Below are 20,712 nucleotides of genomic sequence, written 5' to 3'. Positions count from 1 at the left end.
GTTCGCTTGCGCGAATGCGGCGAATGGTTTACTAATGGTCCCCAGCTCATTGGGGAGATGGCGGTGATGGGCGGCGCGCGGCGGGCAGCCGCTTGCGCATGCAGACCCGGACGCGCGCCGCCCATCCGGCATCAAAGTTGAAATGACGACCATTGATCAGCATGCGTCCAGGTTTCAGATCCGACCGAAATCACCACCACCACACCAGCGCGCAGCGTCATCACATGACGCAAGACACCGCGTAAGCCCCAAGAGGCCGCCCGGGCGGCCGGCCTGGGGCGGGCCCCGCAAGACACGCCACCACCCCACCGACCGTGGCCAAAACGCCAAGCACACCACCCGCCCCAGCGGCCGTGAAGATTCAACCAGCCGAGCCTGTCGCGTCGTGGGCTCGCGATGCGCGGGGCGTCGATAGGCCCGAGGGAATCTGAAGGAGTCGCCGAAGGCGAGGACGAAGATGACGAAGGGGAAGTCCGGAGCGAAGGCTCCGGACCGCAATCGCAGCCCCGCGCATCACGAGCCCACGACGCGACAGGCGTCTAAAGAACCCCACGACAAGCATCCTAAGAACCAACAGCCAAACGCTCACCACGCGGCAACGTCACCGCCCAGAACGCCAGCGCCACAACACTGATACCCGCCCCCAACAAGCACACCCCCAGCCAGCCCGCCTGAGCATAAACCGCAGTCGAAGCGATAGACCCCAACCCGCTCCCCACCGCGTAGAACATCATGTAGCCGCCGACCAATCGACTATGCGCCTGCGGATTCACGCTGAAGATCATGGTCTGGTTAGTCACGTGCAGCGCCTGCAGAGCGATATCCAGGACCAGCACGCCCAACGCCAGCAGCCACAGACTCTGATCCAGAAAGGCAATCGGCACCCAGGCCAGGCATAGCAGCACCAACCCCACTGCCGTGGTCCGCTCGCCCTGCCCGCTGTCCGCCAGCCGGCCGGCGCGCGCCGCCATCAGCACGCCCGCCACACCCACCAGCCCGAACGCGCCCACCGCGCTGTGCGTGAGGGAATGCGGCGGCGCGCTCAGGGGCAGCACCAGCGCGGTCCAGAAGGCGCTGAAGGCGGCGAACATCAGCAGCGCGATCATGCCGCGCACGCGCAGCACGCGTTCGGTGGCCAGCAGGCCGTAAAGCGAGCGCAGCAAGGCCCAATAGCCCATCTCCACCGCGGGCAGCCGGCGTTGCGGCAGGCGCCGCGCCAACACCACGGCCAGCACGGCGGCCAGCGCCGCCGACACCACGTAGACCGCGCGCCAACCCCACAGGTCCGCCACCGCGCCGGCCAGCGTGCGCGCCAGCAACAGGCCGATCACCACCCCGCCCTGCGCCGCGCCGACCATGCGGCCGCGCTCGCCCGGCGCGGCCAGCGCCGCGGACAGGGCCAGAAGACCCTGCGTCATCGCCGTCCCCAAGAGGCCCAGCGCCACCATGCCCATCAGCAGCCAGGGCGTACCCGCCGACAGCGCCACCGCCACCAAGGACAGCACCAGCAATGCCAATTGCCCCAGCATCAGGCGCCGCCGGTCCAGCAGGTCGCCCAGCGGCACCACCAACAGCAGCGCCAGCGCGCAGCCCAGTTGCGTGGCCGTGACCACGATGCCCACCGCGCCTTCGGCGATGCCGAACTCGCGGCCGATGGCGTCCAGCAGAGGCTGGGCGTAATACACGTTCGCCACGCTCAGGGCGCAGGCGACCGCCAGCAGCATCACCAGGGATCTGGGCATCGGGCCGGGGGATGCGAGGTCGGCGGGTTCTGGTCGGGCAGGCATGTCTTGCTCCAACTTGGTTTCGTTATAAAACCAGAATAGTAGGTTTTAAGGTTTTATAATGCAACCGAAATTTCGACAAAGCAGCCGTTGCCACCCATTGCCGTCATTCCCCTCAGCGAGGATCCGATATGGTCAAACGCACTAGTCTCGAAGGCGCCGCCTGCCCGGTGGCACGCTCCCTGGACGCGATCGGCGACTGGTGGTCGCTGCTGATCGTGCGCGACGCCTTCGATGGATTGCGGCGTTTCGGCGAGCTGCAGAAAAGCCTGGGCGTGGCCAAGAACATCCTCAGCGACCGCCTGCGCACGCTGGTGGCGCATGGCATCCTGGAAGTGGCGCCGGCCTCGGATGGCAGCGCCTACCAGGAATACGTGCTGACGGACAAAGGCCGCGCGCTCTTCCCGGTGATCGTGGGCTTGCGCCAATGGGGCGAAGAGCACTACTACGGCGCCGCCGAACCCCACTCGACGCTGATAGACCGCAAGCGCGGCCAGCCGGTGCGCAAGCTGGAAATCCGGGCGCAGGACGGCCGCCTGCTCGGCCCGGACGACGCCGTGGTGCAGAAGACCGCTCTGGCGGGCTAGGTCCGGCCTACGCAGCCCTCGCTGCGGACGGCCACTGCCCGGTCGCCAGTGCGGTCGGCGAATAGGAATCGAAGCGCCAGCGCAAGGCCAGCGCCCCGGGCCGGCGGACTACCCGGCGCGCATGCACCCGCCACAGCCGTTCGGCGCCATCGAACTGCGCGATCTCCGGACTGTCCAGCACCACTTCGGCCGCGCCGGTCAGTTGCAGCACGTCGCCGCGCTCGAAATCGATGAACAGCAGCCCGGCGCGCGGGTTGAGCAGCATGTTGCCCAAGGTGTTGAAGAAGCGGTTGCCGGAAAAATCGGGAATGGTCAGCACATCGCCATCCACCCGCACGAATCCCGGTTTGCCGCCCCGATGCGAGACATCGACCCTGCGGCCGCCCTCGTCCGCATAGGTCGCCACGAAAAACGTGTCGGACCGGGCGATCAGCGCCCGCGCCGCGTCGTCCAGCCCGCTGCGCTCTTGGGGCGCGCCCGGAAAACGCAAGGCGGGCGAACGCGAGAACTGGAACTCGCGCGCCTGGATGTACTGCGGGCAGTTGCCGAAGGACTGCGTCACCGCCACCTCGAAGCGCTTGCCGTCCCAGGCCGCGATGCGGCCGTTGGCGCGATTTCGCCGGCGCGTGTGCAGCTCGATTCCCAGCAGGCCCAACTGCCGGTCCGGCCCCAGTCCGGCCAGCAGCGGGTCGTCGGCGTCCGGCACCGCGGACACGCGCAGGCTGCGCGGATCGGGCGACGTCACGAAACCCGGCAGGCCTTCCAGCACGCCGGCCCAGGGATCGCCCTGCCCGTCCACCGCGCCCGCCACCACAAAGGGCAATTGCTCGAAAAAGATGCGGTGCTGGTCCGGCATGTAATCGCGGATGACTTTGGGTCCCGCCACTGCCATGCGTTCGGCGACACCCGCCTGCTGTTGCAGCAGGCGTTCGCCCGCATGCCAGGGCGATGGCGGGACGGCAACAGGTTCTGCGATGGCCATGGCGTTCTCCTTGCGCGGCGCGCGCCCTCAGGCAGCCAGCAGGCCCACGGGCGACTTGGGCATGGGCACGAAGCGCGGCAGGCTTTCGATGCGGCGCAGCCAGGCGCGCACGTGCGGATAGGCTTCCAGCGACACATTGCCCTCTGGCGCGTGCGCCACGTAGGCATAGCAAGCCACGTCCGCGATGGTGGGCGCCGCCCCCGCCAGGAAATCGCGCGCCGCCAGTTCGCCGTCCATGACCTGCAGCAAGGCGTGCGCGCGGGCCAGCGTGCTGGCCACGTCATGCGACGCGCCGAACAGCACCACCAGCCGCGCCGCGTTCGGACCATTCACCAACTGACCCGAGGCCACCGACAGCCAGCGCTGTACCGCTGCCGCGCCGGCGGGATCCTCCGGCAGCCAGGCCTGGCCGTTGTAGCGCTTGGCCAGATAGATCAGGATCGCGGTGGAATCGGCCACCACGACCCCGTTGTCGTCGATGACCGGCACCTGGCCAAAGGCATTCAGGGCCAGGAATGCGGGGCGCTTGTGCTCGCCGCCGCGCAGGTCCACATCCACCTTGCGGTGCGGCACCTCCAGCAGGGACAGCATCAGGGCGACGCGATGGGCGTGGCCGGACAGGGGAAAGCTGTAGAACGTCAGCGCGGGGGTCTGGGCGGTTTGCATGAGTAGGCTCCAAGTCGGATACAAGCTCCATCTTGGGCCGGCGCCAGCCGCGCGTGAACGGCCAGCGTCCGCAAGACACTCTTGCTTTGAATGAAAGAAAGGCGGCGTGGCCCTGTCCCCTCGATGCGCTGCTGCCGGCGCAGCCGCCGGACGGGCCGCTATACGGGCAAGGTCGCCAGGTCGCGGCGCAGGGCCTCGACGCAGAATTCGACGAAGCTGCGCACCTTGGCGGAGCTCTTGCGGCCTTCCGGATACACCAGGTGCACGGGCAGCGGCGGCAGCTCGAAATCGCGCAGCACCACCTCCAGGGCGCCGCTGGCCAGGTGCCGCGCCACCTGGTAGGACACCACCTGCGTCAGGCCCCAACCCTCGCAGGCCGCCAGCACAGCGGCCTGGAACGACGTGACCGTCAGCTGCGAATCGACGCGCAGGCTCCTGGGCTGGCCGTCCTGCTGGAAGCGCCATTGCGGCGTGCGCCCCTCCATGGCCGCGGTAACCGTGCAAAAGCGCGCCAGCGACTCCAGGTCCTGCGGCACGCCGTGTTCGCGCAGGAAGGCGGGCGCGGCGCAAACCACGCGGCGCACCTGCCCCACCGGCACCGCGGTCAGCGTGGAATCCGGCAAGGCGCCGATGCGCACCGCCACATCCACGCGCTCGTCCAGCAGGTTCACCACGCGGTCCACCAGCAGCGTGCGCACCGAGACTTCGCGGTGCGCGCGCAGATAGCCCAGCACGGCCGGCATCACGTGCAATTCGCCGAAAAACGCTGGCGCCGTGATGCTGAGCGCGCCGCGCGGCGCGGCCATGGCGCCGGCCACGGCATCGTCGGCTTGCTCCACCTCATCGAGGATGCGGCGGCAGTCGTCGGCATAGCGCTGGCCGGCCTCGGTCAAACGCAGGCTGCGCGTGGTGCGCACCAGCAGCAAGGCGCCCAGCCGCCGCTCCAGCGCCGACACGCTGCGCGTGACGGTGGGCGCCGACATTTCCAGGCGCCGCGCCGCCGCGGCGAAACTCTGCGCCTCGGCCACCGCCAGGAACACGCTCATTTCATGGAATCGATTCACGCTTGGCGGCCTCCGCGCTGACTGTCGGGAGAGAGTAGAAGCGCGCGCAGGGGCGCGTCAATCCTCTCTCCGTCCTTGCGCGCAAACGTGCAACGCCGCCGGGTTCAGGCCAGCCTGCGCGCGCGCTCGCCGATGAAGCCCAGCAATTCCAGCGCGCGACGCGCCGCCCGCGCCGCGCCGTCCATGTCGCCTCGCACGTACAGCGGACGAAGCTCCTCGATCTCCTCCAGCGCCTCGATCAGTTCCGGCGCCGCAAGTCGATACTTGCGCAAGACGCTGACCATGCACATGGAAGCGTGCACCATGTCCTCGGACGCCTCGCTGACGCCCGCTTGGTGCAGGGCGAAGTTGATCCAATGCGTGCCCGCCAGCATGGCCGCCTCGATCCGGATCTCCCAGTCCTCGTCGCCCAACCGGGCCAGCGAGGCTTCAATGCGCTCCGCCTTGTCGCGGTGAAATTCCGCAATCATGGGCGCGCCTGCGGACGGACCAGAGTCCGGTAAATGGAGATGGCCTGCGACATCGCGTGCTGGCAGTCATCGACGATGGCCTGGGTCGGCTTGCGGTCGCCGCGCAGGCAGGGGTCGCGATATTCCTCCAATGCGTGCAAGGCGGCCTCCAGGCGCTGGACAGGCTGCGGCATGTCACCGGCAATGGCGGGCCATCCCACGTGGCTTACGTCGCCAGGGCCACGCAGTTCCCTGCGCCAGCCGCCGTCCGCCTGCGGCACCACATGCACACCGGGAATGGTGGAAAAAGCGCGGTCCTCGCTGGTGAGGCCTGCGGCGTGCAGCGAGGCGTTCCAGATATTGGTGCCCGCGGTAAGACAGGTCCAGTACCAGAGCTCGAAATCCCGCAAAGGGTCGAGCCGTTCGCGCAGCTGCAACAGACGGCCTATTTTGTCTGCATGGGAGGATATCTGCATGGCGCTTTATTCAGCTTTGATGTTTCCATCCACCACGACCTTGCGCCAGGCGGCCAGGTCTTGCGTGATGGTCTGGGCGAACGCCTGGCGGCTGACGGCAGCGGATGGCGGCACGTTCGCCTGGCGCAGCGCCTCCAGGAACGCCGGCTGTTCCAGTTCATGATTGATGGCCGCATGCAGGCGCTCCAGCACCTCGGGCGGTGTGTTCCTGGGTGCAAAAACACCCTGCCAGCCCGCAGCGGTAAAGGGATAGCCCTGTTCCGACAACACCTGCACTTCCGGCAGCCTGGGACTGCGCACGGTGCCCGTGAGCGCGATACCGCGCAGCTTGCCCTGCTCGATGAAACCCAGGGGAGACACCACGTCGACCCAGCCCACGGGAATCTCGCCCGACACGATGTTCGTCAGCAGCGCGGGCGTGGTCTTGTAGGGTACGTGGTTGATGCTCAGCCCCGCGCGCTGCTTGATCCACTCCATGGTCAGGTGTCCGTTGGACCCCATGCCCCAACTGCCGTAGGACTGGTACTTGCCTGGCTCGCGGCGCAACAGATCCACCAGCTCGGGCAAGGTCCTGGCCGGCACCGAAGCATGCGCCACCAGCAGCACGCCTCCCACGGACGACAGCGCAACGGGCTCCAGGTCGCGCAGGGTCTGGACTGGCAAGGCCGGATTCAGCGCTTCGGCCATCACCATCGACGAAGCCGTGCTGTGCAGGATGGTGTAGCCGTCGGGCGCGGCGTTCTTGACCGCGGACGAGCCGATCAAGCCGTTCGCGCCCGGGCGGTTTTCTATGACGAAAGGCTGGCCCAGCGTGTCGTTCAGCCTTGCGTAGAGCTGCCGGGCCAGCGTGTCCAACACTCCGCCCGCGCCGCCCGGCACGATTACCTTGACGGGTCGCGCCGGCCAATCGCCGCCGCCCTGCGCCAACACCAGACGGCTCGCCAGCGACGCCGCCGCGCCCAGCAAGAGTTCCCTACGGGTCAATGAGATCGTCATGTTTTCATCCTGGATCATGGTGCGGACGCGCGCCGCCCGGCGGAAAGCGTCAGACGGGCTTGCGCAGGAAACCCTGGTTGCCGCCGTTGCGGTTGGGCGCGAAGCCGTTGGCCTGCAGCGTTTCTTCGGCCGTTTCGTAGAAGACGCCGATCTTCATGATCTCGCGCGCCTGCTGCGCCGTAGCGATGGGGCGGCCGAACTCGCCAGCGATGCGCACCAGCTGCCTGATCTGCTCGACGGAACTCATCTTTCCCGTGCGGGTCTGGTTCCAGAGCACGTCCTCGATGCCGCAGCGCACGTGCAGGCCAAGGGCGATGCCTATCATGTTGACAGGCAGCACGTTGAGGACGGAGCTTTCTACCGTGACCACCGCGCCGTCGGGTACCGCGCGCAGCATGTTGGCCAGGTTGTAGATATTGGCCTGGTCCATGCCGCCGCTGATGGCCACCCAGTTCATCACCAGCGGCCCCTTGTAGACACCGCGGCGGATCATGCGTTCTATGGTTTCGAAGCTGTTGATGTTGTAGCACTGAAACTCGCTCTGGATGCCGGCTGCGGTCAGGCGCCGGATATGCTCCTCGACCCAGCTGGGATTCGCGGGCACGACCATGTCCTTGTAGGTGGAGTACAGGTGGGGAAAGCCGCGGGACACGCCCCGGAAATCATCCTCGCCGGCGTGTTCAGTGACGTTCATCTGCGAGGTGTTGACGGTGACCGTCACCTGGTCGGGCCTGGGCGTCAGTTCGGCCAGCATGTGCCGGGTGTCGTCGCTCAGCCATTTGGCGGCCTGCCCCTCTTCCGGCGCGAAGCTGATGGAGCCGCCCACCTGAATGACCATCTCGGGCACGGCCTCGCGCACCCCGGCGATCAGCTCGTTGAACTTGGAGAGGCGCTTGCTGCCTTTGCCGTCGGCCTCGCGCACATGCAGATGCAGCACGGTGGCGCCGGCTTCATAGCAATCCACCGCCTTCTGGATCTGATCCTGCATGGACACCGGAATATCCTCCGGAAAGTCCGAGGGTATCCAGCCCGGCGCATAGGGCGCGGCGGTGATGATCAGGGGCTGCTGGTTTTCGGGATACAGGTGGCCGTCTAGAAAGTTCATGGCGAGGGTGCTCCGACTGAGTGGGTGAAAACTGCATGGATCGCGCTACATGAGGGAAGCGCGGGAATACCGGCGCGCGTGGTCCACGGGCGTGCCGGCGCGTGCCGGCCGCCCCCAGGGCGCGGCGCTGAAAGCAATGGAAGACGGGTCAGTTGGCCCGGATGTCGAACTTCTTGACGATGGCGGCGTTGCGCTGCGAGGTCTGCCTGTTTTCGATCAGCAGCGCGGCGCTGTCGATGTTCACGTCGGGCTCCAGCCCCACGTCCGCCAGCTTCTGCTGCACCGCCGGCACGGCCGCCGCCTTGCTGATGACGGCCTGGAGCCTGGCCAGGACATCGGACGGCAGCTTGCTCGAACCATAAAAGCACACCTGCCCCTGGAACTGGATCTCCGGATAGCCCAGTTCGGTCATCGTCGGCACCTCGGGCAGATCCCTGTAGCGGTTTTTCCCGGCGACCGCATAGGGGCGCAGCCGGCCGCTCCTGATCAGGGGCAAGGATGTGACCATGCCGTCGAACATGATGTCGACCTGGCCGCCTATGACGTCCTGCAGCGCCTGCGGCGACCCCGTGTAGGCGACGTGCTGCATGTCCAGCCCGGCCTGGCTGCTGAAGATCAGGCCCGAATACTGCGACACCGTGCCTGTTCCGTAGCTGGCGAAGGACGACTTGCCTTTACGCGCCTTCAGATGCGCAACCAGGCTCTGGAAATCCTTGGCCGGATAGTCGGCGGCGCTGACGAGCGCATAACTGGTGTACGCAACCCGGGCAATGGTCACGATGTCCTTGAGCGGGTCGTATGGCACCTTCATCACCTGCGGCGCTTCGACCAGCATATTGCTCGGCCCCAGCGCGATCGTGTTGCCGTCGGGGTCGGCCTTCAGCATGGCGCTGAGGCCGATCGATCCGGTCGCGCCGGGCCGGTTCTCGATGATGACCGGCCGGCCGGTGTCGGCCGACACCTGCTGCCCGATCACGCGGGCGGCGATGTCCACGGTGCCGCCTGCGGGACCGGGCACGATGACACGCAAGGGCTTGGCGTCCGCAGCCCAGACGCTGAACGCCAGCGACCATCCGGCCAACGCCAAGGCCGAACGCGCGATTTGATGCAGTTTCATCTTTGTCTCCTGGCTCTTTGCCAAACTGATGCGCGGGTTCCCTTTGTGGGACAGCGCAATGTCTGATCTATGGCCACAAGTATCCATCGCTCTGCGCGCGCATACTTGCTTTTTTGGGACATAAACTTGCTAATTTGGGACAGCGTTCAAGCCGGCCTGGCAGGACCCGCCCTGCTCCACGCTGAGGGACTGCATCCGAACTGGTCACGGAACCAATGGCTGAAGCTGCTGGGCCTGGAGAAGCCCAGCAATTCCGCCACCTCGCCCAGCGGCAGATCGCTCTCGCGCAAATGGTGCTGGACCAGGTCCCTGCGCACCTCATCCAGCACGCGGCTGAAAGACAGGCCTTCCGCTCCGAGGCGGCGATGCAGCGTGCGGCGGTCGACGTGCAGAAAGCGCGCCACCTCCGGCGCCGAACAGGCGCCGCCGGGCAGCAGCGCCAGGATGATCCGCCGGCAGGTCTCCTGCGCGCTTTCGCCGCGGCCGGTCATGGCCGCTTCCAGGTATTTGCGGGCCAGGCCGGCTGCCACCTGGTCGCCCTGCTCCCGCGGCCTGGACAGATCGGCGGACGAGCACACCAGCCCGTTGAATTCCTGGTTGAATTTGACGTTGCGCCTGAAAAAGGCGCGATGCGCGGTAACGTCCTCGGGTGGCCGGTGCGAAAAGCAGACCTCCAGCGGCTGCCACTGCTGCCCGATCAGCTCGCTCAATATGCAGAACATGGTGCCCACCGCCAGTTCCACCGACTGCCGCATCTGCAGCCCGGGCGTGGGCAGCAGATCTTCGCGGATGATCACCAGCCCGCCGGTGTCTTCAACCCGGATGATGAGCGACGCGTTCACCAGCTTCAGGTAGCGGCACAGCGTATCGAGCGCCTGCCTCGGCGTCGCCTCCTCCCGCAGCACCAGGCTGATAGGGCCGAGCGCCGATAACTTGCGCCGCGCCGCCAGGCGCAGCGCGAAGTCTTCGATGCGCGTCGCGCGGGCCGTGATTTCCAGCAACTCGCGCGCCGCGTCGCGCGGGATCAGCATTTCCGGGTCTTGCAGGAACCTGGCCTCCAGCCCCACGCTGCGCATGAAGGCATGAGGATCCCGGCCCAGCGACTCGACCAGCTCGACGTAGCCGTTCAAACTGCCGCTGCGCATCAGTTGGGAGACGTGCCTCATGCCCGTGCCTCGAATTCCTTGCGCAACCACCCCAGGAACGCCTTGACCGGCGGATGGCGTTCACGGCCCGGCGCGCATAGCGCGGTGTAGGCCGCTCCCGCCACCCTGACCTCGGGCCGGTACGCCACCAGGGTGCCCGCCGCCACGCTGTCCGACACCATGACGGAACTGGCCAGCACCAGCCCCTGGCCGGCGATGGCGGCCTGCAGCGCGTAATGCTCTTCCTCGTAGGCATGCAGCGCCGCCGGCGTGCGCCAGGAAGGCAGGCCGGCGGCCTCGCACCAGTCCTGCCAGCCCTGATCGTACAGCTGCGAATCACGCCAGCGCACGGTGACCAGCGATGGCGCGCGCTTGCCCGGCCGGGCAACCAGCGCGGGCGCGCCATAGACACCGAACCATTCCTGCAGCGAACAGGCTGCGTGCAGCCCGGGCCAACGCGCGCGGCTGTAGCGGATGGCCAGGTCCATGCTGGCGTCGCGCAGCAGGTCCACGGGTTCGGGGCTGGTGTTCAGGTTCAGCTGGTATTGCGGGAACGCGGCATGGAAGCGCCCCAGCCTCGGCACCAGCCACAAGGCCGCGAACGAGTGCGTGGTCGACAGGGTCAGCGCGCCCGAGGCCGGCGCGGCGCGCAAGGCGTCCAGGGTCTGCGCCACGTCGAGCAAGGCGCCATGCACGCCCGCGAAGAGGCGCGCGCCCTTCTCGGTCAGGCGCACGCCGCGCGGCACGCGCTCGAACAGGGCGTAGCCCACGTGGCGTTCCAGCGCCTTGACCTGATGGGACACCGCCGTGGCCGTGACGGCCAGTTCGGCCGCAGCCAACTTGAAGCTGAGCAGCCTGGCGGCCGCCTCGAAGGTGCGCAGCGCCGTCACCGGTAGCGTGGCAAACATGGGATCCCGGGCTTTATGGATGAAATCAATTCATCTTACTCAAGGATTCATCATTTGTCGCCTATCAGGCAGGAATACTAAATTTCCTCTACTGCATGGCAGCAACCACGTCCAAACAAGGAATCAAACATGAATTCAGATCACCCTACCAAGCGCCTTCTGATCCTGGTCGGCAGCCCGCGGCGCGACGGCAACAGCGCGGCCCTGGGCGCGGCCGCGCTGCAGGGCGCCGAGACGGCGGGCATCTCGGCCACGCTGCTGTTCCTGGACGACTACATCCAGTCCTTCCTGCCGGACCTGCGGCACGCCACCGCGCCCGCCGACCGCTATGCCGAGCTGTTCCTGGAGCATTTCCTGCCGGCCGACGGCGTCCTGATCTGCACCCCGATCTACTGGTACGGCATGTCGGCGCAGACCAAGGCTTTCTTCGACCGCTCTTTCAGCCATTACGCCGGCCAGGGCCCCGAACCGGAACGGGTCAAGCAGCGCATGGTCGGCAAGCGCCTGGGCCTGGCGGTGGCATCCGAGGAAACCTACCCGGGCGCGGCCCTGGGCATCGTGCACCAGATCCAGGAATACGCGCGCTACACCCATTCGGATTTCGTCGGCTATGTGCACGGCGCCGGCAACCTGCGCGGCGAGATCGCGGCGGACCCGCGGCAGCCGCTGCAAGCGGCGGCCGAACTGGGCGCTGCATTCTTTACCCACAAGTACTCGGACTACCGGGTCGAAACGCCGCGCGCCCGCAATGTCTGGGAAGCCGTCCCCGCCCTGCGCAGCACGCCGGGCGTGCTGCCGTAGACCTGCTTGAAGACGCGGGTCAGATGGGCCTGGTCGGCGAAGCCCACGGCGTGCGCGGCATCCGCCAGCGCCAGGCCGTCGCGCAGCAGGACGCGCGCACGCGCTACCCGCCAGTTGCGCAGCCAGGCCAGCGGCGGCAGGCCATAGCGCCGCGCGAATTGTTTGACCAGGGTGGTGCGGTGGCGGTCCTGCGCCGCCGCCAGGGCTTCCAGGTCCGGCGCGCACGCCGGGTCCGAGGCCATGCGCTCGCGCAGCAGCGCGCACACGTCGGACGCGTCGTCGACAGGAACCGCCGGGGCCTGCGCATGCGCGGCCAACAGCCCGAACAGGGCCGCGGAAATACGTTCGCGGCGCTCCGAGTCGGCGATGGCGTCGGGGGTGAGCGCGTCCAACCATGCCTGGCATAACGCTGGATCGCGGATGACGGGGCCGGGTAGCGCAGCGCCACCGGCAAACAGCGCAAGTTCGTGGCCCTTGAACCAGGCCGGGTCTATATAGGCCATGCGGTACGCCAGCGGCGCGTCCGAGGTGCCGCCCGTGTGGACCTGCCCGGGCGCGATCGCCACCAGATCGCCCTCGCCCGCGAGCTGCGCCTCGCCATGCACGGTGAAGGCGCAACGCCCCTGCGCGATGGCGCCGATGGACCAGGCATCGTGGAAATGCGGCGCATAGCGGTAGGCGCGCAGGTCCGCGATCAGCACGTCGCCGGGCAGGCCGGCGCCGCAATGCCAGATGTGTTGGGAAACCGCCATGGATGCGTGTGCGTGAGTCGCCTAGCCGAAGTAGCTCTGGTCCGAAGTCAGCGTGCGGGCCAGCAGCCACGCGTTGCGGGGGTTTTCTCCCACGCGGCGCATGGCATAGGGCCACCAGTCGCCGCCGAAGGGCAGATAGACCCTGACGTTATAGCCCAAACGGCGCAGCGCGAGCTGCCAGTCCGGACGCACGCCGTAGAGCATTTCAAATTCGAAGGCATCTGGCGGCCAGCCACGTTCCCGCGCCAGTTCCATAATGGCGCCAGCCAGGCGGTCGTCATGCGTGCCGAAGACCGGTTGAAAGCCCGACTCCAGCGCCTCGCGCGACAGCATGATGGCGGCTGCGTCCAGGTAGGCCTGGTCGATGCGCGCGCGGCCGGCGTGGTCCAGCTCGCGCTCCGGAAACGCGCCCTTGACCAGCCGCAGCGAGGTACGCTGACGGATCGCCCAGACCAGGTCCAGCGGTGTGCGGCGGCGCTGCGCCTGCAGGGTCAGGCCTGCCGGTATGCCGGCTTGCAGCAATTCGCGATGCAAGACGCAGGTGCGGTCGCAGATGGAGGAATCCTCCATGTCCAGCACCATCCAGTCGCGCCCCAGGCCGACCCCGCGGCGCGCCGCCAGGCCGATGCGCCGGGCATTGTCCCGGCCCAGCGCATCGTCGCGCATATAGCCGATGGCGGTGGGGTCGACCGACACGTGCACGTCCAGCCCGGCATGCGCCAGCGCCCGGCAGGCGCCCACGGCCTGCGCCACGTTGTGCTCGATGGAGTCGGGATCGTCGACGTACTCGCCCAGGTAGAAGAGCGATGCGCGGATCCCGTGCGCCTCGCGCAGTCTTGCGGCCGTGCGGACCGCGGCGTCCACGTCGGCGCCGCCGACGAAACGGGCCGCCAGCGACGTGCGGGCCGCCATGGCCCGCATCGCCCGCCCCACGCCCGGGCTGCGCGCCAGCGCGATGGCGGTTCTCTGGAACATGCTCATGGACTCTCTCCCTGCAAAGAGAGCCACTGTGCCGGGACGGCGGGCGTGCGTCTTGAACGCCAGTGAAAAGTTCCTAGTCCAGCGCCAGCGCGCGGGCGCGGCCGAACAGCGGGCGCTGCACCGTCTGCGCCAGCAGCACGCCGGCCAGCGTCACCGCGCCGCCCAGCAGGTGGTACAGGTGCAGTTGCTCGCGCAACAGGACGAAGGCGGCCAGCGCGGTGAACAGCGGCAGCAGGTTGATGAAGATGCTGCAGCGGTTGGGCCCCAGGCGATGCACCCCTTCGATCCACAGATAGGACAGCAGCACCGACGAGAAGATGCCGGCGTACAGGATCAGCGGAATCGTGTTCATGTCCAGCGCGGCCTGCGCCGCCGGCACGCGCAAGTACAGCGGCAGCATGTAGAGCAGCGCGAAGATCGATTGCACGAAGGTGGATTGCCAGGCCGGCAGCGGCACCTTCCAATGGCGCAGCAGCACGCCGTACAGCGCATAGGACAAGGCCGCCAGCAGCATCAAGCCGTCGCCGACGTGGATGCCGTGCTGGAACACGCTCAGCATATCGCCCTGCCCCACCAGGTACAGCAGGCCCAGGAACGACAGCGCGCCGCCGGCGGCCATGCCCAGGGTCAGGGGATCGCGCAGGATCACCACGCTGAGCAGCATGCTCAGCAAAGGAATCAGGGCGGTCAGGATGGCCATGTTGGTGGCGGTGGTGGTTTCGGCGGCGCGGTAGGACAGCGCCTGGAACACCGCCGACGACAAGGCGCCGTACAGCGCCAGCTTGGGCCAGTGGCGCAGGATGGTCTTGCGGTTGCGCCAGGCCGGGCCGGCCGTGAACAGGCCCATCAGGAACAGGGCCAGCACCAGCCGGTAGAAGGTAATGGCGGTGGGCGAGATGGCGCTGGCGGCCATCTTGGAGACGATGACGTTGCCCGCCCAGAACAGGATGGCGAACAACGGAAACAGGTAGGACATGATGGTTGCGCTCGGAGGATGAGGGATGGTCTCCGGCCGCTTGCGTCGCCTCCCGAGGCTGCGCAAGCGGCGGAGTATCGCTATCCTATTGAGCGCGATCCGGTCCGTCTGCCGATGAAAAGGCAGCCACTATCGCAAAATGGACATCGCCCGCGTCAGGGACGGAATGGCGCGGGATCCAGCGGCAGCTCCAGCCCGCCCATCTGGGCCGTCAACAGCGCGGCGCTGCCGCAGGCCAGGGTAAAGCCCAGCGCGCCTTGCCCGATGTTGAGCCACAGATTGTCGGCCGCAAGGCTGCGGCCGATCAGCGGCTTGCCGGTGGGGGTGGCCGGACGCAACCCCGCCCAGGGCTCGGCCTGGCGCAGGTCCAGCGCCGGGAAAGCCTCGTGCACCTGGCGCTTGAGCAGCCCGATGCGCGCCGTGTCGATGCTGGCGTCGGCGCTGCCGATGTCGACCATGGCCGCAATCCGCAGCACGCCGCCCACGCGGGCGTAGACGATGCGCCGCTCATAGTCCGTCACGCTGATGCGCGGCGCCACCGACTCGTCGTCCTCATCCAGCGGCACGCTCAGGCTGTAGCCCTTCAAGGGATACAGCGGCACATCCTGGCCCAGGGGCTTGAGCAGCGCGCGCGTGCCGACGCCGGTGGCCAGCACGATGGCGTCGGCGCCGATGTCGCCGTCGCGCGTGTTCACCGCCACGATGCGGCGGCCTTCGCGCTGCAGTCCCGACACCGGATTGGACATGGCGCATTGCACATTGGCCATGGACTGCAGGCGGTCGAACAGCGCCTCGGTGAACTGGCGGCAGTCACCCGCCTCTTCGCTGGGGGTGTAGATGGCGCCCGCCAGGCTGCCGCCCATGCCGGCCAGCGCCGGCTCCAGCGCCAGGGTCTGCGCCGCATCCAGCACCTGCTGGTCGGCGCCGTGAGCGGCCTGATACGCCACCAGCTGGCGCGCCTTGTCCAGCAGCGCCGGGCTGCGGTAGGCGATGAGCTTGCCGTTCTTCAGATGGCCGAAGTCCAGGTCTTCCTGCTCCAGCAGGGAGTGCATCACGTCGCGACTGAGATAGGACAGGCCGGCCAGTTGGACCGTGGAAGCCTTGGCCACCGAGGCCCGGCACGCCAGCGCGAACTGCAGGCACCAGCGCCATTGGTGGGGATCCAGCCTGGGCCGGAAACGCAGCGGAGAGTCCTCGCGCAGCAGCCAGCCCGGCACGCTGGGCAGCACGCCCGGACCGGCCAAAGGCGCCACGTAGCTATAGCTGAGCTGGCCGCCATTGGCGTAGCTGGACACCTCGGCCGGACGCGCCTGGCTGTCCACCAGCACCACGTCATGGCCCTGGCGCGCCAGGAAATAGGCCGACGTGACACCCACGACGCCAGCGCCGATTACGCAAACCCGCATACTCATAGATCCAGAAAGACAGGGGAAACGCTCTATTCTGGGATGCGCCGCGCCCGTCCGGCAAATGCCAAACTCCGCAGGGTCCATAACAAAACATCATGCCCCGCCTCAGGCGGCGCGGTGCAGCTTGATGATGGCCGCGGCCGTGGGGTCGCGCACCAGGTCGGCCAGGGTGTAGCCGTTGAGCGCCTCGTAGAAGGCCTGCAGGGTCTGCGCCAGCACGCCGGACAAGCGGCATGAGCCGTCCAGCGCACAGGGAGGCTCGCGGCAGTCGATCAGCGGCCCCTGCTGCTCCAGTTGCCGGATCAGATCGCCCAGCCGGTAATCGCCGGCGGACCGCGACAGCCGCAACCCGCCGCCCTTGCCGCGCGAGGTGCTGACCCACCCTTGCTGCGCCATGAAGTGCGCCACCTTCACCAGATGATTGCGCGACACGCTGAAGCGGTCGGCGATCTCCGGGATGGTGACGGCGGCGGGCCGGTCGCGGCATTGCGTCAGGTACATCAGGACGCGCAGGCCGAAATCGGTGAATCGGGTCAGTTGCATGGCTGGATGAAAGGGATGGGAGCCGGCGGCCCGAGAGCTCAGGCCGCCAGGATACACCGCTCAGGCGGGCGCGCCGCCGGTGCCGAAGGCTTCGGCGTGGATGCGGTCTGCCGGCACGCCCAGGCCGGTCAGGGCCTCGCGCTGCGCACGCATGAAGGCCGCCGGGCCGCACAGGTAGTAGTCCGCGCCAGGCACGATGACCTCGTCGCGGATGGCGTTCAGGTCTACCCGGCCGGCATGGTCGTAGTCGCGCCCAGGCTGGTCGCCGTGGCCGATTTCCTCGTAGAACACCGCCTTGCGCACATTGGCGCGTTCGGCGGCGATGTCGTTGACGTGGTCGCGCAAGGCGTGGACCGAGTGGTTGCGGCAACCGTGCACGAAGCGGATCTGGCGCTCGTCGTTCAGGCCCACCAGATGGTTCAGGATGGAAACCATGGGCGTCAGGCCCACGCCGCCGCTCAGCAGCACCACCGGCGCATTGCCTTCCTCGCGCAAATAGAAATCGCCCTGGGGCGGCGCCACGTCCAGCACCCCGCCCTCTTCCAGGCGGTCATGCAGGGCGTTGGACACGCGGCCGGCCGGCGTATCGGCGCCGCCCGCTTCGCGCTTGACCGAGATGCGCAGGCGGTCCTGCCCCGGCGCGTCGGACAGGCTGTACTGGCGCGGCTGCATCAGGCCCAGTTCGGGCACGAACACGCGCACCGACACGTACTGGCCGGGGCGGTAGGCAGGCACTTCGCCGCCATCGGCCGGCGCCAGGTAGAAAGACGTGATCTCGGCGCTTTCGCGCTGCTTGCCCACCACGCGGAAGGCGCGCCAGCCCGTCCACCCGCCCGGCTTGGCGGCCGATTCCGCGTACAGGCGCGCCTCTTCGGCGATCAGCAGGTCGGCCAGTTGGCCGTAGGCCGCGGCCCAGGCAGCGATCAGTTCGTCCGTGGCCGCCTCGCCCAGCACTTCGCTGATCGAGGCCAGCAGATGCTTGCCCACGATCTGGTAATGCTCGGGCCGTATGCCCAGGCTGACGTGCTTGTGCACGATGCGCGTCACCACGGGCATCAGCACCGACGGATCGTCGATGTGCTCGGCATAGGCCGTGACCGCGCCGGCCAGCGCGTGCTGCTGCTCGCCGCCCGCCTGGTGGGCCTGGTTGAAGACCTGCTTGAGCTCGGGGTTGTGCTTGAACATGCGGGCATAGAAATGCTTGGTCAGCGCGACGCCGTGCGTCTTGAGAACGGGGGCCGTGCCTTTGACCAGGGCGCGGATTTGGGGGCTCAACATCTACTGCTCCTTTGTGGCGCGATCGGAATCGCCATTAAACATGTATTTATAATACATCTTTAAATGCCCGCTGAAAAACGCCGCCCGGTTCATTCCTCTCCGGCTACCCACTCGCCCAGGATGGCAAGCGTTGGTAACACGCAAGCCGCTTCGGCCCGCCATTGGGGACGTAATGCGCTGTCAGCCTGGGCGCGCCATACCGCAGACGCGATCCAGTCATGCCCCAGGCGATAGGAACAAGCGCGCCACCGCCCAGGCGGCGCGCGCAGCCGCCATCCCGTCTTGTCATCGGGCGCCAGGCCCACCGATGCCATGTCCGCAGGGAAATCCAGGCCAGCCGCCTTGATGAAGGCTTCCTTCAGGGTCCACAAGAGATAGAAGCGTTCCAGCTGCGCCGCGCCCTGCAGGCCGGCCAGCGCCTCGCGTTCGGCGGGTGTGCAAACCCATTCGGCCAGGCGCAACACCGCGCGCGGCCGGATGCGCTCCAGGTCGGCGCCTAGCGCCCATCCCCGGGGCGCCGCCGCACAGACCACATGGCCGCCGCTATGGCTGAGCGAGGTGGCCGCGTCCGGAGCGGCCTGCCTGACGCTTTGCAGCAACGCCCTGCTGACCCGCCAGTCGCTCTGCGCCTTCGAACTGCGCAGCGCCGGGGCGCGCACCGCATCCTCGGCCGACAGCTCCTGGCTGCGGTAGCTGGCGGCGGCGCCTTGGTCTGCCCACCAGATGAAAAGTTCCTGAACGTTCACGGGAGTAAGTAACAAATAGCAAGCTGGAGTGTAAGAAACACCGGAAATATTGTGTATTATGTAACGTTTTAAATCAAAATGGCCCGACATCGCCATAGTAGAATCGCGCGCTATGTTGACGTTTTCGATCGCGCAATGGCAGGGTTGGGCGCAAGGAATCGATAGCCCCAGCGACTGGTTGGAATGGGCCGAACATCCGTTCTGCCCGATCGGAAATCAGAACCCGCCCCGCCTGGACTTCCTGCCCCCCTTGCAACGCCGCCGCTTGAGCCCTCTGGCTCGCGGCGTGTTCGACTGCGCGTGGCCGATAGCCGAGGGGCGGCCCGCCATGCCGCTGGTGTTCGCCTCCCGTCATGGCGAAACCACGCGCAACTTCGGCCTGCTGCAGGCGTTGGCGGCGGACGAACCATTGTCGCCCACGGCCTTCGGCCTGTCCGTGCACAACGCCATCGCCGCGCAGTGGTCGATCATACGCCGCGAAACCACGGAATCCGTGGCCTTGTCGGCGGAAGACGATGGCCTGGAACATGCCTTCATCGAAGCGTCCATGCTGTTCGATGCAGGCCACCAGGACGTGCTTGTGGTGTTGGCCGAGGAACGTCCGCCCGCGCCTTACACCTCCTGGGTGGATGACGCGCCTTGCTCTTATGCCCTCGCCTTGCACCTGCGCCCCGGCGCGGACTGGACGCTGACCCTGGCCCCGCAAACCCCGGTTGCCGCCGACGCGGCGCAGGCCTGGCCCAATCCCCTGAACCTGCTGCGCCACCTCTTGCTGCGCACGCCCGACTGGCGACACGCCAACCGCTCCCGACTATGGACTTGGACACGCACGGCATGACGAGCGCCACGCCTGCCCGGCAGGACTTCTGGCTCTGGCGCCTGTTCGCCACAGGCATGGCCTTCACTCTCTTCGGGATCGGCGGCGTGCTGTTGCGCGTGCTGGTATTCCCGCCGCAGCGTCTGCTGCCCGGTGACAAGGCGGACCGCCAACGCCGCGCGCGCGGCGCGCTGAACGGCACCTTCCGCCTGTTCATCCGCTTCATGGTCCGCACCGGCATCCTGACCGTGGAATTCAAGGGCGCCGAACGCCTCGGCCAGCCCGGCCAGATGATCCTGGCCAACCACCCTTCGCTGCTGGACGTGGTGTTCCTGGTCGGCCACGTCAAGAACGCCAACTGCATCGTCAAGCACGGCCTGGCGACCAATCCGTTCACCCGCGGCCCGGTGGCCAATGCCGGGTACATCACCAATGACGAAAGCTTCGACATGTTCGACCGCGCGGCAGACGCGCTGCGCGCAGGCGAAACCCTGATCGTCTTTCCCGAAGGCACGCGCACGCCGCGCGACGCCATGCCGCGCTTCCATCGCGGCGCCTGCGCCATCGCGCTGCGCGGCGCGCGCGTGGTGACGCCCGTGGTCATCAGCATGAATCCCCGCAGCCTGACCAAGGGCGAACCCTGGTACCGGATCCCGCCCTGCCGCATGCGCTACGTGATCCGCGTGGGAGAGGACATCGACCCCGCCAACTGGAGCGGCGCGCATCCGCTGCCGATCGCAGGGCGCAAGATGAATGATTACCTGCACGCCTATTTCGAAGCCGAGCTGGCGCATGCCGCGCCCGCCGGCGCACTCATGAACGAACAGCCGCCCCAGGCGGTGGAAGTGGAGTCCTGACCGGATGAACCAACTGGAATTTGAACTGAAGACCCTCGTCATCGAATCGCTGGGCCTGGAAGACATCGCGCCCGACGATATCGACAGCGACGCCCACCTGTTCGGCGACGGGCTCGGGCTGGATTCGGTGGACGCCCTGGAGCTGGGCCTTGCGCTGCAGAAGCGCTACGGCATCACCATCGATCCCGAAACGCGCAACATGCGCGAGCATTTCGCCAGCATCGCCAAGCTGGCCGAGTTTGTCAGCGCGCAACGCCGCGCCTAATGGATACG

At 67.5% G+C, this 20,712-nt stretch carries 23 protein-coding genes; 5 read left to right on the top strand and 18 right to left on the bottom strand.

Annotated features, from left to right (window positions below; all coding sequences use genetic code 11):
- Window positions 1-563: 563 nt before the first annotated feature.
- On the bottom strand, window positions 564-1,787 hold the full coding sequence (locus IPU70_RS25775; protein ID WP_207471817.1) for an MFS transporter: 1,224 nt from the start codon (window positions 1,785-1,787) through the stop codon (window positions 564-566).
- Window positions 1,788-1,915: 128 nt separating this feature from the next.
- On the opposite strand from IPU70_RS25775, the gene IPU70_RS25770 reads away from it, so the two are divergent.
- The gene (locus IPU70_RS25770) at window positions 1,916-2,371 is read left to right on the top strand and encodes a helix-turn-helix domain-containing protein (protein ID WP_013393021.1); all 456 of its coding nucleotides are present in this window, start codon (window positions 1,916-1,918) and stop codon (window positions 2,369-2,371) included.
- A gap of 7 nt (window positions 2,372-2,378) precedes the next feature.
- Here IPU70_RS25770 and IPU70_RS25765 read toward each other — a convergent pair whose 3' ends face one another.
- From IPU70_RS25765 to IPU70_RS25720, 10 genes are all read right to left on the bottom strand, one after another.
- A complete protein-coding gene (locus tag IPU70_RS25765) occupies window positions 2,379-3,353 on the bottom strand; it encodes a pyridoxamine 5'-phosphate oxidase family protein (protein ID WP_207471814.1) in 975 nt (324 codons plus the stop codon).
- 27 nt (window positions 3,354-3,380) lie between these two features.
- Entirely contained in the window at window positions 3,381-4,019 is a 639-nt protein-coding gene (locus IPU70_RS25760; RefSeq protein WP_207471808.1) for a glutathione S-transferase family protein, read from the bottom strand.
- A 158-nt stretch (window positions 4,020-4,177) separates the two neighbouring features.
- On the bottom strand, window positions 4,178-5,083 hold the full coding sequence (locus IPU70_RS25755) for a LysR family transcriptional regulator (protein ID WP_207471805.1): 906 nt from the start codon (window positions 5,081-5,083) through the stop codon (window positions 4,178-4,180).
- 104 nt (window positions 5,084-5,187) lie between these two features.
- Complete coding sequence (locus IPU70_RS25750) at window positions 5,188-5,553, bottom strand: hypothetical protein (RefSeq protein WP_207471803.1); 366 nt, start codon at window positions 5,551-5,553, stop codon at window positions 5,188-5,190.
- A complete protein-coding gene (locus tag IPU70_RS25745) occupies window positions 5,550-6,008 on the bottom strand; it encodes a hypothetical protein (RefSeq protein WP_207471801.1) in 459 nt (152 codons plus the stop codon). The genes IPU70_RS25750 and IPU70_RS25745 overlap by 4 nt, the downstream gene beginning before the upstream one ends.
- A 6-nt stretch (window positions 6,009-6,014) precedes the next feature.
- Window positions 6,015-7,004 (bottom strand): tripartite tricarboxylate transporter substrate binding protein, encoded by a 990-nt coding sequence (locus IPU70_RS25740; RefSeq protein WP_207471799.1) that lies wholly within the window; start codon window positions 7,002-7,004, stop codon window positions 6,015-6,017.
- 49 nt (window positions 7,005-7,053) lie between these two features.
- Window positions 7,054-8,109, bottom strand: coding sequence for a 3-keto-5-aminohexanoate cleavage protein (locus tag IPU70_RS25735; protein ID WP_207471797.1), 1,056 nt, complete (start codon window positions 8,107-8,109; stop codon window positions 7,054-7,056).
- Window positions 8,110-8,257: 148 nt separating this feature from the next.
- A complete protein-coding gene (locus IPU70_RS25730) occupies window positions 8,258-9,226 on the bottom strand; it encodes a tripartite tricarboxylate transporter substrate binding protein (protein WP_207471795.1) in 969 nt (322 codons plus the stop codon).
- 146 nt (window positions 9,227-9,372) lie between these two features.
- Entirely contained in the window at window positions 9,373-10,392 is a 1,020-nt protein-coding gene (locus IPU70_RS25725; RefSeq protein WP_207471787.1) for an AraC family transcriptional regulator, read from the bottom strand.
- Window positions 10,389-11,279 (bottom strand): LysR substrate-binding domain-containing protein, encoded by an 891-nt coding sequence (locus IPU70_RS25720; protein ID WP_207471785.1) that lies wholly within the window; start codon window positions 11,277-11,279, stop codon window positions 10,389-10,391. Before IPU70_RS25720 ends, IPU70_RS25725 begins: the two co-directional genes overlap by 4 nt.
- A gap of 129 nt (window positions 11,280-11,408) precedes the next feature.
- Here IPU70_RS25720 and IPU70_RS25715 point away from each other — a divergent pair, with 129 nt between their 5' ends.
- Window positions 11,409-12,080, top strand: a complete 672-nt coding sequence (locus IPU70_RS25715; protein WP_207471783.1) for a flavodoxin family protein — start codon at window positions 11,409-11,411, stop codon at window positions 12,078-12,080.
- Here the strand turns inward: IPU70_RS25715 and IPU70_RS25710 are convergent.
- From IPU70_RS25710 to IPU70_RS25680, 7 genes are all read right to left on the bottom strand, one after another.
- Window positions 11,999-12,832: an AraC family transcriptional regulator gene (locus IPU70_RS25710; RefSeq protein WP_207471781.1), complete on the bottom strand. Its 834-nt coding sequence runs from the start codon at window positions 12,830-12,832 to the stop codon at window positions 11,999-12,001. The two genes, IPU70_RS25715 and IPU70_RS25710, sit on opposite strands and share 82 nt — an antisense overlap.
- A 21-nt stretch (window positions 12,833-12,853) precedes the next feature.
- Window positions 12,854-13,813 (bottom strand): proline dehydrogenase family protein, encoded by a 960-nt coding sequence (locus IPU70_RS25705; protein WP_207471779.1) that lies wholly within the window; start codon window positions 13,811-13,813, stop codon window positions 12,854-12,856.
- Window positions 13,814-13,886: 73 nt separating this feature from the next.
- Window positions 13,887-14,789, bottom strand: a complete 903-nt coding sequence (locus tag IPU70_RS25700; protein WP_207471777.1) for a DMT family transporter — start codon at window positions 14,787-14,789, stop codon at window positions 13,887-13,889.
- Between the two features lie 155 nt (window positions 14,790-14,944).
- Entirely contained in the window at window positions 14,945-16,195 is a 1,251-nt protein-coding gene (locus tag IPU70_RS25695) for a D-amino acid dehydrogenase (RefSeq protein ID WP_207471769.1), read from the bottom strand.
- A gap of 108 nt (window positions 16,196-16,303) precedes the next feature.
- Window positions 16,304-16,741 (bottom strand): Rrf2 family transcriptional regulator, encoded by a 438-nt coding sequence (locus tag IPU70_RS25690; protein WP_013393005.1) that lies wholly within the window; start codon window positions 16,739-16,741, stop codon window positions 16,304-16,306.
- A gap of 60 nt (window positions 16,742-16,801) precedes the next feature.
- Window positions 16,802-18,019 (bottom strand): NO-inducible flavohemoprotein, encoded by a 1,218-nt coding sequence (gene hmpA / locus IPU70_RS25685; RefSeq protein ID WP_207471767.1) that lies wholly within the window; start codon window positions 18,017-18,019, stop codon window positions 16,802-16,804.
- 89 nt (window positions 18,020-18,108) lie between these two features.
- On the bottom strand, window positions 18,109-18,765 hold the full coding sequence (locus tag IPU70_RS25680) for a 4'-phosphopantetheinyl transferase superfamily protein (RefSeq protein ID WP_207471765.1): 657 nt from the start codon (window positions 18,763-18,765) through the stop codon (window positions 18,109-18,111).
- Window positions 18,766-18,877: 112 nt separating this feature from the next.
- On the opposite strand from IPU70_RS25680, the gene IPU70_RS25675 reads away from it, so the two are divergent.
- The 3 genes from IPU70_RS25675 to IPU70_RS25665 are packed head-to-tail and all read left to right on the top strand — an operon-like array spanning window position 18,878 to window position 20,704.
- Window positions 18,878-19,603: a beta-ketoacyl synthase chain length factor gene (locus IPU70_RS25675; protein ID WP_207471758.1), complete on the top strand. Its 726-nt coding sequence runs from the start codon at window positions 18,878-18,880 to the stop codon at window positions 19,601-19,603.
- Window positions 19,600-20,439, top strand: a complete 840-nt coding sequence (locus tag IPU70_RS25670) for a 1-acyl-sn-glycerol-3-phosphate acyltransferase (protein ID WP_242702699.1) — start codon at window positions 19,600-19,602, stop codon at window positions 20,437-20,439. Before IPU70_RS25675 ends, IPU70_RS25670 begins: the two co-directional genes overlap by 4 nt.
- A gap of 4 nt (window positions 20,440-20,443) precedes the next feature.
- Window positions 20,444-20,704, top strand: a complete 261-nt coding sequence (locus IPU70_RS25665) for a phosphopantetheine-binding protein (protein WP_013393000.1) — start codon at window positions 20,444-20,446, stop codon at window positions 20,702-20,704.
- Window positions 20,705-20,712: the final 8 nt, after the last annotated feature.

Origin of the sequence: Achromobacter sp. SD115 (assembly GCF_017355315.1) — a bacterium.
GTDB lineage: Bacteria > Pseudomonadota > Gammaproteobacteria > Burkholderiales > Burkholderiaceae_B > Achromobacter > Achromobacter xylosoxidans_B.
This window is presented reverse-complemented; position numbering and strand designations above follow the sequence as displayed.

Excerpts from the sequence above, each read along its gene's own strand:
- IPU70_RS25665 (WP_013393000.1), top strand. The coding sequence starts at position 20,444 with ATGAACCAACTGGAATTTGAACTGAAGACCCTCGTCATCGAATCGCTG.
- IPU70_RS25725 (WP_207471787.1), bottom strand. The coding sequence starts at position 10,392 with ATGAGGCACGTCTCCCAACTGATGCGCAGCGGCAGTTTGAACGGCTAC.
- IPU70_RS25720 (WP_207471785.1), bottom strand. The coding sequence starts at position 11,279 with ATGTTTGCCACGCTACCGGTGACGGCGCTGCGCACCTTCGAGGCGGCC.
- IPU70_RS25745 (WP_207471801.1), bottom strand. The coding sequence starts at position 6,008 with ATGCAGATATCCTCCCATGCAGACAAAATAGGCCGTCTGTTGCAGCTG.
- IPU70_RS25765 (WP_207471814.1), bottom strand. The coding sequence starts at position 3,353 with ATGGCCATCGCAGAACCTGTTGCCGTCCCGCCATCGCCCTGGCATGCG.
- IPU70_RS25700 (WP_207471777.1), bottom strand. The coding sequence starts at position 14,789 with ATGTCCTACCTGTTTCCGTTGTTCGCCATCCTGTTCTGGGCGGGCAAC.
- IPU70_RS25775 (WP_207471817.1), bottom strand. The coding sequence starts at position 1,787 with ATGCCTGCCCGACCAGAACCCGCCGACCTCGCATCCCCCGGCCCGATG.
- IPU70_RS25730 (WP_207471795.1), bottom strand. The coding sequence starts at position 9,226 with ATGAAACTGCATCAAATCGCGCGTTCGGCCTTGGCGTTGGCCGGATGG.
- IPU70_RS25750 (WP_207471803.1), bottom strand. The coding sequence starts at position 5,553 with ATGATTGCGGAATTTCACCGCGACAAGGCGGAGCGCATTGAAGCCTCG.
- IPU70_RS25715 (WP_207471783.1), top strand. The coding sequence starts at position 11,409 with ATGAATTCAGATCACCCTACCAAGCGCCTTCTGATCCTGGTCGGCAGC.
- IPU70_RS25675 (WP_207471758.1), top strand. The coding sequence starts at position 18,878 with ATGTTGACGTTTTCGATCGCGCAATGGCAGGGTTGGGCGCAAGGAATC.
- hmpA (WP_207471767.1), bottom strand. The coding sequence starts at position 18,019 with ATGTTGAGCCCCCAAATCCGCGCCCTGGTCAAAGGCACGGCCCCCGTT.
- IPU70_RS25735 (WP_207471797.1), bottom strand. The coding sequence starts at position 8,109 with ATGAACTTTCTAGACGGCCACCTGTATCCCGAAAACCAGCAGCCCCTG.
- IPU70_RS25770 (WP_013393021.1), top strand. The coding sequence starts at position 1,916 with ATGGTCAAACGCACTAGTCTCGAAGGCGCCGCCTGCCCGGTGGCACGC.
- IPU70_RS25740 (WP_207471799.1), bottom strand. The coding sequence starts at position 7,004 with ATGACGATCTCATTGACCCGTAGGGAACTCTTGCTGGGCGCGGCGGCG.
- IPU70_RS25710 (WP_207471781.1), bottom strand. The coding sequence starts at position 12,832 with ATGGCGGTTTCCCAACACATCTGGCATTGCGGCGCCGGCCTGCCCGGC.
- IPU70_RS25705 (WP_207471779.1), bottom strand. The coding sequence starts at position 13,813 with ATGAGCATGTTCCAGAGAACCGCCATCGCGCTGGCGCGCAGCCCGGGC.
- IPU70_RS25695 (WP_207471769.1), bottom strand. The coding sequence starts at position 16,195 with ATGCGGGTTTGCGTAATCGGCGCTGGCGTCGTGGGTGTCACGTCGGCC.
- IPU70_RS25670 (WP_242702699.1), top strand. The coding sequence starts at position 19,600 with ATGACGAGCGCCACGCCTGCCCGGCAGGACTTCTGGCTCTGGCGCCTG.
- IPU70_RS25690 (WP_013393005.1), bottom strand. The coding sequence starts at position 16,741 with ATGCAACTGACCCGATTCACCGATTTCGGCCTGCGCGTCCTGATGTAC.
- IPU70_RS25760 (WP_207471808.1), bottom strand. The coding sequence starts at position 4,019 with ATGCAAACCGCCCAGACCCCCGCGCTGACGTTCTACAGCTTTCCCCTG.